10 protein-coding genes and 1 pseudogene are annotated in these 14671 nt (G+C 27.0%); 10 read left to right on the top strand and 1 reads right to left on the bottom strand.

The genetic code is table 11. The annotated features are described in order from the left end of the window. Positions 1-7: 7 nt before the first annotated feature. On the bottom strand, positions 8-760 hold the full coding sequence (sufC, locus tag CNEONATNEC86_RS11185) for a Fe-S cluster assembly ATPase SufC (RefSeq protein ID WP_159136017.1): 753 nt from the start codon (positions 758-760) through the stop codon (positions 8-10). Between the two features lie 231 nt (positions 761-991). Here sufC and CNEONATNEC86_RS11180 point away from each other — a divergent pair, with 231 nt between their 5' ends. The 10 genes and pseudogenes from CNEONATNEC86_RS11180 to CNEONATNEC86_RS11135 all read left to right on the top strand — a co-directional run bounded on the left by CNEONATNEC86_RS11180 (position 992) and on the right by CNEONATNEC86_RS11135 (position 14671). Next, a complete protein-coding gene (locus CNEONATNEC86_RS11180; protein WP_159136016.1) occupies positions 992-1387 on the top strand; it encodes an RrF2 family transcriptional regulator in 396 nt (131 codons plus the stop codon). Between the two features lie 289 nt (positions 1388-1676). Further along, a complete protein-coding gene (locus CNEONATNEC86_RS11175) occupies positions 1677-2240 on the top strand; it encodes a zinc dependent phospholipase C family protein (protein WP_058295229.1) in 564 nt (187 codons plus the stop codon). A 318-nt stretch (positions 2241-2558) separates the two neighbouring features. Beyond that, complete coding sequence (locus tag CNEONATNEC86_RS11170; RefSeq protein WP_159136015.1) at positions 2559-4004, top strand: FAD-dependent oxidoreductase; 1446 nt, start codon at positions 2559-2561, stop codon at positions 4002-4004. A gap of 25 nt (positions 4005-4029) precedes the next feature. Further along, positions 4030-5395: pseudogene (gene amrB / locus CNEONATNEC86_RS11165) on the top strand (AmmeMemoRadiSam system protein B). Between the two features lie 78 nt (positions 5396-5473). Then, complete coding sequence (amrS, locus tag CNEONATNEC86_RS11160; RefSeq protein ID WP_058295232.1) at positions 5474-6463, top strand: AmmeMemoRadiSam system radical SAM enzyme; 990 nt, start codon at positions 5474-5476, stop codon at positions 6461-6463. A gap of 429 nt (positions 6464-6892) precedes the next feature. Beyond that, positions 6893-7666 carry a radical SAM protein gene (locus tag CNEONATNEC86_RS11155; protein WP_058295234.1) on the top strand — a complete coding sequence of 258 codons (774 nt, stop codon included), beginning with the start codon at positions 6893-6895 and terminating at the stop codon, positions 7664-7666. 406 nt (positions 7667-8072) lie between these two features. Next, entirely contained in the window at positions 8073-9800 is a 1728-nt protein-coding gene (locus tag CNEONATNEC86_RS11150; RefSeq protein ID WP_159136014.1) for an ABC transporter ATP-binding protein, read from the top strand. Continuing rightward, positions 9800-11581 (top strand): ABC transporter ATP-binding protein, encoded by a 1782-nt coding sequence (locus CNEONATNEC86_RS11145; protein WP_159136013.1) that lies wholly within the window; start codon positions 9800-9802, stop codon positions 11579-11581. The genes CNEONATNEC86_RS11150 and CNEONATNEC86_RS11145 overlap by 1 nt, the downstream gene beginning before the upstream one ends. Positions 11582-11798: 217 nt before the next feature. Continuing rightward, positions 11799-13844 carry a thioredoxin domain-containing protein gene (locus tag CNEONATNEC86_RS11140; protein WP_200848516.1) on the top strand — a complete coding sequence of 682 codons (2046 nt, stop codon included), beginning with the start codon at positions 11799-11801 and terminating at the stop codon, positions 13842-13844. A 212-nt stretch (positions 13845-14056) separates the two neighbouring features. After that, positions 14057-14671, top strand: coding sequence for a DUF488 domain-containing protein (locus CNEONATNEC86_RS11135; RefSeq protein WP_097919278.1), 615 nt, complete (start codon positions 14057-14059; stop codon positions 14669-14671).

Genomic DNA, 14671 nt, shown 5'->3' with positions numbered 1-14671 from the left:
ACCACCTTTAAACTTCAACAGCTTCTTTAAAAGATTCGTAACCTTTTTCTTCTATCTCATCGGCTAAAGCTGAATTACCAGTTTTAACTATTTTTCCATCAACTAAAACATGAACATAATCTGGTTTTAGGTTTTCTAAAATTTTAGTGTTATGAGTTATTATTAATACTGCATTTTCTTCATTTGAGAACATTTTTATTCCTTTAGAAACAATCCTTATTGCATCAACATCAAGTCCTGAATCTGATTCGTCTAATATAGCAAGTTTAGGATTTAACATAAGCATTTGAAGTATTTCGTTTTTCTTCTTTTCTCCGCCAGAAAAACCTACATTTAAATATCTCTCTGCATAACTCTCATCAATTTTTAATTCTTTCATGTTTCTTTTTAAATCTAAATCAAACTTAAAGTGTTTTAATAAATTTCCATCAGATGACCTTTTAGCATACTTTAAGAAATTCTCTACAGTTATTCCTGGAATTTCTTCTGGATATTGAAATGATAAAAATAATCCTTTTCTAGCTCTTTCATCAGTTTTTAAATCATTAATATTTTCACCTGCAAATTCAATATCTCCATCTAATCTTTTATATTTTGGATTATTCATTATTGCATTGGCAAGAGTAGACTTACCAGCTCCATTTGGCCCCATTATTACATGGATTTCACCTTTATTGATTTCAAGGTTTAATCCTTTTAAGATTTCTTTTTCATCTGCCTCAATTTTTAAATTGCACACTTTTAATAAATTATTATTCATCGCGTTCACCTCTTATATTATTGTAAATAGTATCATTTTACTCTGAATTAAAAATAAAAAGTAAAAAACTATATTTTTCTATATTATATATAAATTTAAAGTTCATTTTAAATACACCTTAATATTAGCACAAGAAAATAAAATGTGCAATATAAATACACATTTAAGTGATATATATAGCTTTTTCTGTTATAATAAATTATAATCAATATAAACAAAGGATGTGAGAAAATGAATTTATCCAAGTTTTCAGATTATGCTTTTAGGATTTTAATTTATCTAGCTAAAAATCGAGATAAATTATGTACAGTTGAAGAATTGGCATCTAGCCTTGAAATATCAGAGCATCACTTAAAAAAAATAGTTCATAAGTTAGCTAAAACAGAATATATAATATCTATTAAAGGTAGAAATGGTGGCTTAAAATTAGGAATGGAACCTAATAAAATAAATCTTGGAAAAATATTAATTATTACTGAAGAAAAACTAAATACATCAGTATGTTTTTCTAGTGCAAGACATGAATGTACCCATGATTCAACTTGTAAATTTAAACATATACTTGGTGACGCTTTAAATTCATTTATTAATGAAATCAGCAAACATACATTAGAAGAACTTTTGTAATAAGTTAATAATATTTAAAGTCATAAGAAATACAGAAAGTTAAGAAAATATGAACTTTATAAGAAAAAGCTTCGAAAAAATTTCGGAGCTTTTATTAATTGTATCTAAAAAATAAATCTTAAAAGGAATAATATATATGATATTATTATAACATTTTTACTTTTAACACTAAATTAACCAAAATTTCGTCAAAATAAATTGCAAAATGTTTTAATATTGATTAAGCTATTATTTAGGAAGATAATTTAGAATTATGATTAATATAATATAAAGACGGAGTGATGAATTTATGAAAGTTAGGACTCATTTTCATTTAGCTAAGTTGGCTTTAAAAAATATAAAAACAAAATATCCTAAGGATTTTTCACTTAATATGTTTTACATTGGTACTATAATTGCAGATTGCTCATGGCTTCCTTATACAAATCCACATTTTCATAAAAAGTCTTTTAAATATGTAGAAGACAAGTTAGAAAAATTAATTAATAAAAGAAAATTTAATGCTTATAATTCACTTCAATTTGGAATAATAATTCATTATCTTTGTGATTTTTGCTGTTATTCTCATATAAGTGGGGGCATAGGAGATGTAGGGGATCATATCATATATGAAAGAAAAATCCAAAAATATTTATTGGACAATATATCTAAGATTTCTAAAATGATAGTTTCAAAATCATATAATAATACTCAAGAACTAAAGAAGTTTATAAATTCTCAAATTGCAAAATACAAAGAAGGTAAACATTCATTTATGTGGGATATTGAAAACTCTATTGAAATTTCATCTATTGTTTGCTCAGCGGTGTTTGATAAATATAATTTAAAAGGAAAAGTTATAGGACAAGTTTAGATAAACAGGATACTAAGAAATTATATCTTAGCATCCTGTTTTTATTTATCACCTAATGAACTTAATTTTTTTATCATTATTAAATATAAATCTGTAAATACGATTTTTATATAAATAAGGCCTATTCTAGAATCTTTCCTGCTTTAAACAATATATATTGAAAAGTTTTTCCAATTTGAAGAAGTATTCATAAAAGGTTCTGAAATTTTATTTCCAAGTATACCCTAGTTAAATATCCAGATAGGAATATAAAATAATGTTTTCAATCATAATAAATTTCATAAAACTTACAAATACTACTATGAGAGGTGAAGTTTTATGGAAAGTATATGGAAAAGTGAAGTAGATTTCAAAAAAAGAAAGTCATTAGATAAAGATATAGAATGTGATACTGTTATTATAGGGGGAGGAATTGCAGGCTTACTAATAGGATATATGCTAAAGGAGTGTGGTATTGAAAGTATAATAATAGATGCAAAGCTAATATGCAGTGGAAATACTAAAAATACTACAGCAAAAATAACTTCTCAACATGAATTGATTTACGATAATTTAATAAAGGAATTTGGTGAAGAAAAAGCTAAACATTATGCTTTAGCTAATGAAGAAGCAATAAAAAAATATAAAGAAATAATTGAAAAAGAAAATATTTATTGTGACTTTAAAGAAACTGATGCTTATGTATATTCATTAGAAGAAAATAAACCAATAGAAGATGAATATAATGCGGCAATTAAACTTGGAATAGATGCAGAGCTTATTTCTGAAATCCCTCTTCCAATACAAATAAAGAAAGCATTAAAATTTAAACATCAAGCGCAATTTAATCCACTAGAGTTTTTAAAACCTATTTCAGAAAAACTTACTGTATATGAAAACACAAAAGCTACAGATATTGATATTCATAATAATGTGGTAGTAACTGATAAAGGATATATTAGTGCTAAGCGTATTATTGTTGCAACTCACTATCCTTTCTTTAATATACCTGGGTATTATTTTTTAAAAATGCATCAAGAACGCTCTTATGTTTTAGGACTTGAAAATGCACCAGACTTTGATGGAATGTATATAGGTATTGAAGATAATGGATATTCATATAGGACGTATAAAGACTTAGTTTTATTTGGTGGTGCCAATCAAAGAACTGGTGAAAATGAACAAGGCACAGCTTATGAAACTCTAAGAAAAGCAGCCAAAGAAATTTTTCCTAATTGCAAGGAAAGATACCATTGGTCTGCACAAGATTGTGTCAGTTTAGATAATATACCTTACATAGGGCATTATTCAACTAAAACACCTAATATATATGTTGCTACTGGATTTAAAAAGTGGGGAATGACAAGTTCCATGGTATCAGCAATGATAATAAGTGATATGATACGTGGAATAGATAATGAATATGCTGATATATTTTCTCCAAGCAGATTTGATTTATCAGCTTCAATGAAAAATGCTGGAAATGATATGGCTAAAACAGCTAAAAACTTTATAGCACAAAAAATACATGTTCCAAATGAATACTTAGATGACGTAAAAAATGGAGAAGGTAAAATAATCAATTATGAGAATAAAAAAGTTGGAGTTTATAAAGATGTAAAAGGCAAAATTTATACTGTAAGTACTAAATGTCCTCATTTAGGATGTGAACTAAAATGGAATGCTGATGAATTTACATGGGACTGTCCATGTCATGGTTCACGCTTTGATTATGAAGGAAAATGGATAGAAGGACCTGCAAAGCCCACAAAAAGTTTAAAATGATTATATAAAAAAGTGAGATGGTTATATGAATAATATTTTAGGATATTACTTAATGCCACATCCACCTATAATAATACCAGATATAGGACGTGGAGAAGAAAATAAGATAGAAAAAACTTCTGTAGCATGTGAAAAAATAGGAAGAGAAATAGCTGATATAAAGCCTGATACGATCGTTATAGTTACACCACATGGTCCAATGTTTAGCGATGTAGTAGCAATATCAGCTGGAAAGCATATTTATGGTGATTTAAATCAGTTCAGATGCAGTAATATTAAAATTAGTTTAGATTTAGATGAAGAATTTGTAACTAGTCTAAGTCTTAAGTGCCATTTAGAAGGAATACAATCTGTACTTGTAGATGATAAATTGCTTGGAAGATATGGCAGGAAGTTAGAATTAGACCATGGAAGTATTGTCCCATTATATTTTATAAATAAATACTATAATGATTATAAGTTAGTTCATATAACATACTCAATGATAGGTGATTTAAATTTATATAAATTAGGTATACTTATATCTAATACTGCTGAGGAATTAAATAGAAAAACAGTATTTATTGCAAGTGGAGATCTATCACATAAATTAAAAGAAGAAGGACCATATTCGTATTCTCTCTATGGACCAAAATTTGATAAAGAATTTATAGAAACTCTTGAAAATGGAGATGTAGTTAAATGTTTTAATCTAGACGATACCATGGTAGAAGAATCTGCACAATGTGGTCTTTATTCAGTATATACTCTTTTAGGTTCAATGCAAGGAAATGGTATTAAAGGAACAGTGTTATCATACGAAGGCCCATTTGGAGTAGGGTATGGTGTAATGAAGTTTGAACCTACAAGTAAAGATGTGGATAGTTACAAAGTACTCAAAGAATATGAAGAAAACTCTTACAATGAAAAGATAAAGAATTCCAATCAGTATGTTAAGCTTGCAAGAGAAAATTTAGAACATTATTTTAAGTATAAAAATCCGATAAATGATTTATCAAATGTAGATGATGAACTTAAAAATCAAAAGAGGGTGTATAGGTACTATTCAAAGTACAACAGATAATGTTGCAAAAGAGATAATTAGAAATTCAATAGAAGCTGCTATTCATGATCCAAGATTTCCAGAAGTTACAGAAGATGAACTAAAAGATATTGATATTTCTGTAGATGTACTTATGGATGCAGAAATATCTTCAAAAGAAGAACTAGATCCTAAAAAATATGGAGTAATTGTTACAAAAGGATATAAACGAGGGCTATTACTTCCAAATCTTGAAGGTGTTAATACAATTGAAGATCAGCTTCATATAGCTTGTGATAAGGCTGGAATAGACTATTTTAATGATGATTTTCATATTGAAAGATTTGAAGTTATAAAATATGAAGAATAATATTTCTTAGTTATTTGAAGATACAAAATTATTCTTATAAGTGTAAAATCAAATACTAATTTAAAGCAGGTGAATTTTATGGATGCAAAAGTCATGTACTATGAAAGATTAGAAGATGATAAAGTAATATGTAGAGTTTGTCCTCATAATTGCTTAATAAGTGAAGATAAATTTGGTATCTGCAGATTGAGAACCGTAAAAAATAATATACCAATTGCTATAAATTATGGGGAAGTGACTTCAATTGGTGTTGATCCAATTGAAAAGAAGCCGTTATATCATTTTAAACCTTCTAAAAATATATTATCTATTGGAAGCTTTGGATGTAATATGACTTGCAGCTTTTGCCAAAACTATGAAATATCACAATACAGACCAGAATCACAATATTTAAGTATTGATAAATTGATTGAGCTTATAAGTAAAGCACCTAATAATGCTGGAATTGCTTTTACATATAATGAGCCATTTATGTGGTATGAATATATTTATGAGGCATCTAAAAAAATAAAAGAATACAATAAAGATATTAATGTAGTAATAGTCACCAATGGATATATAAATGAAGAACCTCTTCTAGATTTATTACCTTATGTTGATGCAATGAATATAGATTTAAAAGGATATACTAATAAATATTATAAAAGTATATGTGGTGCAAAACTAGAGCCTGTATTAGAAACAATAAAAAGATGTTATGAAAAATGTCACATAGAAATAACTACTTTGCTTGTAAGTGATGAAAATGGTTCAATAGAAGAAGTTCGTGAAATTGCAAAATTTTTAGCAAGCGTAGATAAGAATATTCCTCTTCATTTAAGCAGATATTTTCCAAGATTTAAAATGCAAAATGACGCTACTGAGGTTAAAAAAATTGAAAAAGATGCAGATGAAGCAAAGAAATATTTAAAATATGTTTATATAGGAAATGTGCAAGGTATAGATAATAATACTTACTGCAGAAAATGTGGTAATCTTTTAATTGAAAGAAATGGATATACAACAAAAGTGTATATGAAAAGTAATATATGTAATAAATGTGGGAATACCATAAATATTACTTTATGATACTTTAAAAGATTTCTTATATAATAAGGCATTACTATTTATTAATAGCAATGCCTTATTATTCTTTAATGGAAATTTTAAACTTTTTACTAAAAACCTTTTATAATTAAAACTAAAATGAAAATTGCAATTATAAGTTGTATAATTTCATATGCTAGTCCAGTCAAAGATTTTACTAAGTCTTTAGTATTACTATTCATATGTATTAACCATCCTTTGTTTGTTCTATAATGATATTATATCAAATTATACTAAAATATTCCTATAAATTAGGTTCACATTAAAAATACAAATACCTATAAACTACAATAACATATTTAAAAATATAAGTCTAGTAATAAATTATATAAATGGTAATATTTAATTATAGTGTATCTCGAGAGTACATGGTTTTATAAGGAAAATTAAAGTAAGAAGGAGAACTTAACAATGATAAAAGAAATAATCGAAAAAGATTTAATTACTTTTGAGTATCCTCCTGATGGTGGAAAAATATCTATTATTGATCCTTATGATGGATGTACAATTAAATGTCCTTATTGCTTTCAAATGACTGATAGTAATTGGAACAAGGATATAATTGTTAAATTAAATATGCCTGAATTAATAAAAAACAATTTAAATAATTGGAATAGAAAAGAAACTATATATATGGGTAGCAGATGTGATCCGTATCACGAGATTGAAAGAAAATATGAGTTGACAAGAAATTGCTTAATTGAACTAAATAAACTTAATATACCTATAATGATAACTACAAAAGCAGATTATGGTATTATCCTTAGAGATATGGATATTATAAAAAATTACAGTTCAAATATAACAATATTACTTGGTTTATCAAATCTAACTCAAATCCTTAATACAAATAAAAATGAAGTCATTGAAAATATTAATCTTGCTAATTATCTATGTAATCAAAAAATAAAGGTATGGACTTTTATAACTCCTGTATTGCCAGGGATTACAGATGTAGATGAAATTATAGATAATTTAAATAATACCATACCTGTATTCTTAGATAAATTGAGAATACAAAAAGATAGTGTTCAAATGAGAAAAATGCTTAGTTTTATACAAGCTAATTATCCTAAGCTATATGGCGAATATGAAAATCTTATAAATAATGATACAAATAAATATATTGATGAATTGAGAGATAAATATAAAGACAATACAAGGATAAAATTTGTATTTGATTAGTTTTATATTTAGTTAAGCTTGTAGATGAATGTGAAAAAATATATTAACTTGGATTTTAATATAGCATATGTCAGTTTTTAAAAGATTTTATAAAGTAGTATGAGAGATTTCAAATACAACAATTTAAAATAATTATATGCTCCCTTTATAGTAAACAGTTAAAATATTAAAACTGTTTCTATATAAGGGAGGATTTTTATTATATGATGCTTATCTTTAGTATATTATTCGTTATTTTCTTAATACTAAAAGTAAAAGAAATATTTAAGCTAAAAATATTTTTTTAGTTACAATTAAAATATTATAGGTATTGACTATCCTGCTACAGGATACTTTATTATAAAATATATGTTTGGCATAATCAAATTAGTAATATAATCAATTTAAGAAAGGACTGAGAACTAATATGAAACTAATATTAAAATATTTGAAAAATTACAAACTGCTAATTATTTTGAATGTAATTTCAGTATTTGGTTTTGCTTTGGTAGAACTTGGGATTCCAACCATTATGGCTGAAGTTATTGATAATGGTATAGCCAATAACGATATAACTTATATAAAGCAAAAAGGAATTTTAATAGCAATTATTTCTATCATAGGTGTTTTAGGTACAATATTACTTGGATATTGTTCATCTAAAATTTCAACTGGTTTAACTAGAGATATTAGAAATGATATTTTTAGGAAAGCACAAGAATATTCTCACAGTGAATATGATAAGTTTGGAGTATCTTCAATGATCACAAGAACTACAAATGATGCATATCAATTAATGCAATTTACAAATACACTCCTAAGAACTGCATTATTAACACCAGTTATGTTTGGAGTAAGTTTGTTTATGATACTTAAGACAAGTGTATCACTTTCTATAGTTCTTGCAATAACTGTACCATTTATAATACTTGGTGTAGTAGTTATTGCTAAATTATCTCATCCAATATCTGAAACGCAACAAAAAAGATTAGACAAACTTAATCGTATTTCTAGAGAGAATTTAACTGGGATAAGAGTTATAAGAGCATTTGGGAATGACGATCATGAAAGAGAAAGATTTATGGAAACAAATGAAGATTATGCTAATATATCAAAAAAGCTGTTTAAACTTATGGCAGCATCTCAACCAACATTTTTCTTTTTATTAAATATGGCGGTTCTAGCAATATTTTGGCTTGCAAGTAAAATGATAAATACAGAAACATTACAAGTTGGACAATTAATTGCATTTTTAGATTACTTATTTCATTCAATGTTTTCTTTAATGTTATTTTCTATGATATTTATAATGTATCCAAAAGCGCAAGTTTCTGCAGATAGAATTGAGGAGCTATTAGATGCAGAGCCTCTTATAAAAAATCCTGAAAATGGTGTAAAAGATACTAAAATAAAAGGTGAAGTTGAATTCGATAATGTTACTTTTACTTATCCAGATGGCGAAGAACCTGTACTTAAAGATATATCATTTAAAGCTAGTAAAGGTCAAACTGTAGCCTTTATAGGTAGTACAGGTAGTGGTAAGTCAACACTTATAAATCTAATACCAAGATTTTATGATGTTACGGAAGGATGCATAAAAATTGATGGTATAGATATAAGAAATTATGATTTAAAAGCACTAAGAAAAAAGATTGGATTTATTCCTCAAAAAACAAGATTATTTACAGGAAGTATAAATAGTAATATTAAATTTGGTAAAAAGAGTGCAACTAGCGGAGAAATTGAACATTCAGCAAAAGTGTCTCAAGCTTATGATTTTATTTCAAAGAAACCTAAGAAGTTTGAAGAGATGATAAGTGAGGGCGGAGCTAATGTATCAGGTGGCCAAAAGCAAAGATTATCTATTGCAAGAGCTATAGTTAGAAAGCCAGAAATTTATATATTTGATGATAGTTTTTCTGCTTTAGATTTTAAAACAGATGCAACACTTAGAGCAAAGTTAAAAGAAGAAACAAAGGAATCTGTTGTTTTAATTGTTGCTCAAAGAATTGGATCTATTTTAGATGCTGATAAAATAATAGTATTAAATGAAGGTGAAGTAGTTGGCAGTGGAACTCACAAGGAACTTTTAAAAACTTGTGAAATATATCATGAAATTGCTTTATCACAACTTACAGAGGAGGAGTTAGCATAATGAAGAAATTTAAAGAAACAATAATAAAAATAGCTCCTTTTGTAAAACCATACAAACTTCCATTTATTGGCGCTATTTTGTTTGTAATATTAGCAGCTATATTTACTGCTATTTCTCCAACAGTAGAAGGATTTATATTAACACAGTTAACAAAAGATTCTATAAATATAGCAAAAGGTATAGAAGGTGCTTCTGTAAACTTCAGTTATATTTTAAAAGTACTTATAATGCTTGCATTTATATATATAGCCAGTGTTTTATCTACTTATGCAGCAAGTTTTCTTTTGACTAATGCTATTCAAAATACTATGCGTGACTTAAGAAATTCTGTTCAAGATAAAATAAAGCGATTGCCAGTAAATTATTTTGATAGCAATAGCTATGGTGATGTATTAAGTAGAATTACAAATGATATTGATACAATATCTAATGCACTTCAACAAAGCTTTGTTCAAGTAATTAATGCGATTTTATCATTATCATTAGCTGTAATTATGATGTTTGTACTTAATGTAAAAATGGCATTAGTTGCAACACTTATAATACCTCTTAGTTATTTGGTATCTAAGTTTATAGTTTCTAAGTCACAAAATTTATTCATTGGTCAGCAAAAAGCCTTAGGTAAATTAAATGGTGAAGTTCAAGAAATGTATACTGGATTTAATGAGATAAAGCTTTATGGTAAACAAGACGATGTAATTAAAGAATTTGAAGATATTAATGAAGAGTTATGCCAGACAGGATTTAAGGCTCAATTTATTTCAAGTATAATGTCACCACTTATTTCACTAGTAACTTATTTAGGAATAGGTGTTATTGGTGTAATGGGAGCTGTTTTTGCTATAGCTGGTACTATAACAGTTGGTAATCTTCAAGCGTTTATACGTTATATATGGCAGATAAATCAACCACTTACTCAAGTAACTCAGTTGTCTTCTGCAATTCAATCAGCATTTGCTGCAATTGAGCGTGTATTTGAAATATTAAATGAAGAAGAGCAAATTCCAGATAAGGAAGATTCAATAAAAGTAGAAAATCCTAAAGGTAATGTTACATTTGAGCATGTTAAATTTGGATACTTTGAAGATAAACCTTTAATTAAGGACTTAAATGTAGAAGTTAAAAGTGGTCAAATGGTAGCTATAGTTGGGCCTACTGGAGCAGGTAAAACAACCTTAATAAATCTTCTTATGAGATTTTATGAGATACAAGGCGGTTCTATTAAGATAGATGGTGTAGATATAAGAGATATGAAAAGAGGAGATCTTCGCTCAATGTTTGGAATGGTTCTTCAAGATACTTGGTTGTTTAATGGAACAATAAATGAAAATATTGAATATGGAAGATTTGGAGCAAGAAAGGATGAAATAATTGAAGCAGCTAAAATAGCCAATGTTCATCACTTCATAAAAACACTTCCAGATGGGTATAATATGTTCTTAAATGAAGAAGCATCAAATATATCTCAAGGAGAAAAGCAGCTCCTTACAATTGCTAGAGCAATAATTTCAGACCCTGCTATTCTTATATTAGATGAAGCTACAAGCTCTGTTGATACAAGACTTGAATTAATGCTTCAAAACGCTATGAAAAATATAATGAAAGGCAGAACAAGTTTTGTTATTGCACATAGACTTTCAACTATAAGAAGTGCAGATTTAATTCTTGTAATAAATGATGGTAATATTATAGAGCAAGGAAATCATGAAGAGTTAATGGCTAAAGGTGGCTTCTATGAGCAACTTTATAATAGCCAGTTCGCAAATAAAAAAGCAAATTAAATCATTATGATGATAATCTCCAAACACCTTTTAGTAGATGTTTGGAGATTTTATTATAAAATATTATTAGTTCTAATATCATTATCTATAAATATAATCCGTGAGACTGCTTATGCTTAAGTAAGATTTTAAATAATTTATAAATTGAATTGCAGAATAATATTTCGCCTTTTACTTATACTAAAATTGATTTTTGATATAAATATGAGGTGGTATAATGCAACAAGAAAATAAATCCAATAGATTAATCAATGAGAAGAGCCCATATCTAATTCAACATGCATATAACCCAATTAATTGGTATCCATGGGGAGAAGAAGCATTTGAAGATGCAAAGAAAGAAGATAAGCCTATATTTTTATCTATTGGTTATTCAACTTGTCACTGGTGCAACGTAATGGCACATGAAAGTTTTGAAGATGAAAATGTAGCTGCAATACTTAATAAATTTTTTATTTCAATAAAATTAGATAGAGAGGAAAGACCAGATGTTGATAGTGTTTATATGACTGTATGTCAGGCACTAACTGGTTCTGGTGGATGGCCATTAACCATTATAATGACTCCAAACCAAAAACCATTTTTCGCAGGAACATATTTTCCAAAGACATCAACATATGGTATGCCAGGATTAATTGAAATACTTGAATCAGTAGCTACACAGTGGAAGAATTCAAAAGAAAAATTAATTAATTCTAGTGATAATATATTAAAAGAACTTGGTAAATTCTTTGTATCCGAAAGTAATGATACTAAATTAAGTGAAAAGAACTTAAAAAATGGTTATAATCAGCTTTTAAAGAGCTTTGATATTAAATATGGTGGATTCTCACCTGCTCCAAAATTTCCGACACCACATAAGCTTATGTTTTTACTTAGATATTATAAGATGTATGATGAAACAAATGCACTTGAAATGGTAGAGACTACACTTGGGTCTATGTATAGAGGCGGATTATTTGATCATATAGGGTATGGATTCTCACGTTATTCAACAGACGATAAATATCTTGTTCCACACTTTGAAAAAATGCTTTATGATAATGCGCTTTTAGTAATATCATACTTAGAAGCTTATGAAATAACTAAAAATCCGTTATATAAAGATATCTCAATAAAATCACTTGAATACGTATTTAGAGAATTAACAAGTAATGAGGGTGGGTTTTACTGTGCACAAGATGCAGATAGTGAAGGAGAAGAAGGAAAATACTATGTATTCACTCCAGATGAAATTAAAATAATTTTAGGCGAAGAAGATGGAAATTATTTTAATGAATATTATGATATAACTGACGAAGGAAATTTTGAAGGCAAAAGCATACCTAATTTAATAAAGAATAGTAATTATAATAAGAAAGATGAAAAAATAGACGTATTAGCACAAAATATTTTAGATTATAGAAATGAAAGATATTCCCTCCATAAAGATGATAAAATTCTCACTTCATGGAATGGTCTTATGATTGCTACACTTTCTAAAGCGTATAAAGTACTTGAAGATGAAAAGTACTTAGAATATGCAAAAAAAGCTATCGATTTTATTTATAATAACTTAGTAGATTCTAAAGGAAGATTATTTGCAAGATATAGAGAAAAAGAAGCTAAATATAAGGCCATCTTAGATGACTATGCATTCCTAACTTATGGTCTTATAGAATTATATGAAAGTTCATATGAGATTTTATATTTAAAAAAAGCTATAGATCTTACAGAAGCAATGATAGATTTATTCTTTGATGAAAAGAATGCCGGCTTCTTCTTATATGGAAAAGATAGTGAAAAGCTTATTGCAAGGCCTAAAGAATTATTTGATGGAGCAATTCCTTCGGGAAATTCAGTAGCTGCTTATAATTTGATAAGACTTGCAAGAATAACTGGAAAGTCCTTATTTGAAGAAATAAGTAAAGATGTGCTTGATTATATAGCAGGATCAATAATTAGTGAAGAAATCAATCATTCCTTCTTCTTAATCGCTTCTTCTTTTGCATTAAATAAGACTAAAGAACTCATATGTGTTATTAAAGATGAAAGTGAAAAAGAAAAAATTAAAGATACTTTAAGCGACATGCAGGCATTTAATTTGACTGTGATAATAAAAAATGAAGAAAATAGTAGTGAGCTTGAAGAATTAATACCATATACCAAAGATTATACACTTAAAGATAATAAAGCCACTTATTATCTATGCGAAGGAAATTCGTGTTTTCCACCAACAAATAATTTAAATGAGATTTTAGCAAAATTTCATAAAATTAAATAAAACTATAAAATTCTAAATTTATTACTTTTTTAAGATAGTATAAATTTAGAATTTATTTATATATAATTAAATATATATAAATATTTATTCAATTTTCGCATTTTGGTGCTTTTTATAAAATTTCAAATTTTTTAATTTATATAAGTAGAGTGGTATTTATATGAATTTCTTATTAAGATAAGCTTTTTATTTATACATTAGAGGTGAGACAAATGGATATATACACAATTGGACATTCAAATTATCCTGTAGAAAGACTAATAGATATGTTAAAGCATTATAATATTGATACAGTAGTAGATATAAGAGGAACACCATATTCAAAATATAATGTTCAATATAATAAAGAAGTAATAGAACATACATTAAAAGAAGCAGGATTTATTTATATTTATATGGCTCCTGAACTTGCAGCAAAGAGAATAAATAAAATATCTTATAATGAAGAAGGTTATTCTGATTTTGAGAAAGTAGTAAATGAAGAATCATTTAAAAATGGAATACAAAGACTTAAAAATGGAGTTTTAAAAGGGTATAAAATCGCTTTACTTGGAGCAATGCAGGATCCAATAAGATGTCATAGAAGTATTTTAGTAGGAAGAGAACTCATAAAGTATGGATTTAATGTTAAGCATATTTTAGATGATTATAAGTTAGCTTCTCAAAAAGACTTAGAGCAGAATTTGCTTGATAAATATTTTATGGATAGAAATCAAATCACAATAGATAATCTTCTTGGTAATAGTAAAAGTGAAGAAGAGTTGATTAAAGATGCATATAGATTAGCCAATAAAGAAATTGGATATAGAATTGAAAATTTAAAGTAA

It is taken from the genome of Clostridium neonatale (assembly GCF_900465025.1).
Classification (GTDB): domain Bacteria; phylum Bacillota; class Clostridia; order Clostridiales; family Clostridiaceae; genus Clostridium; species Clostridium neonatale.
The sequence above is the reverse complement of the archived record's forward strand: the minus strand, read 5'-3'. Positions and strand labels throughout refer to the sequence as shown.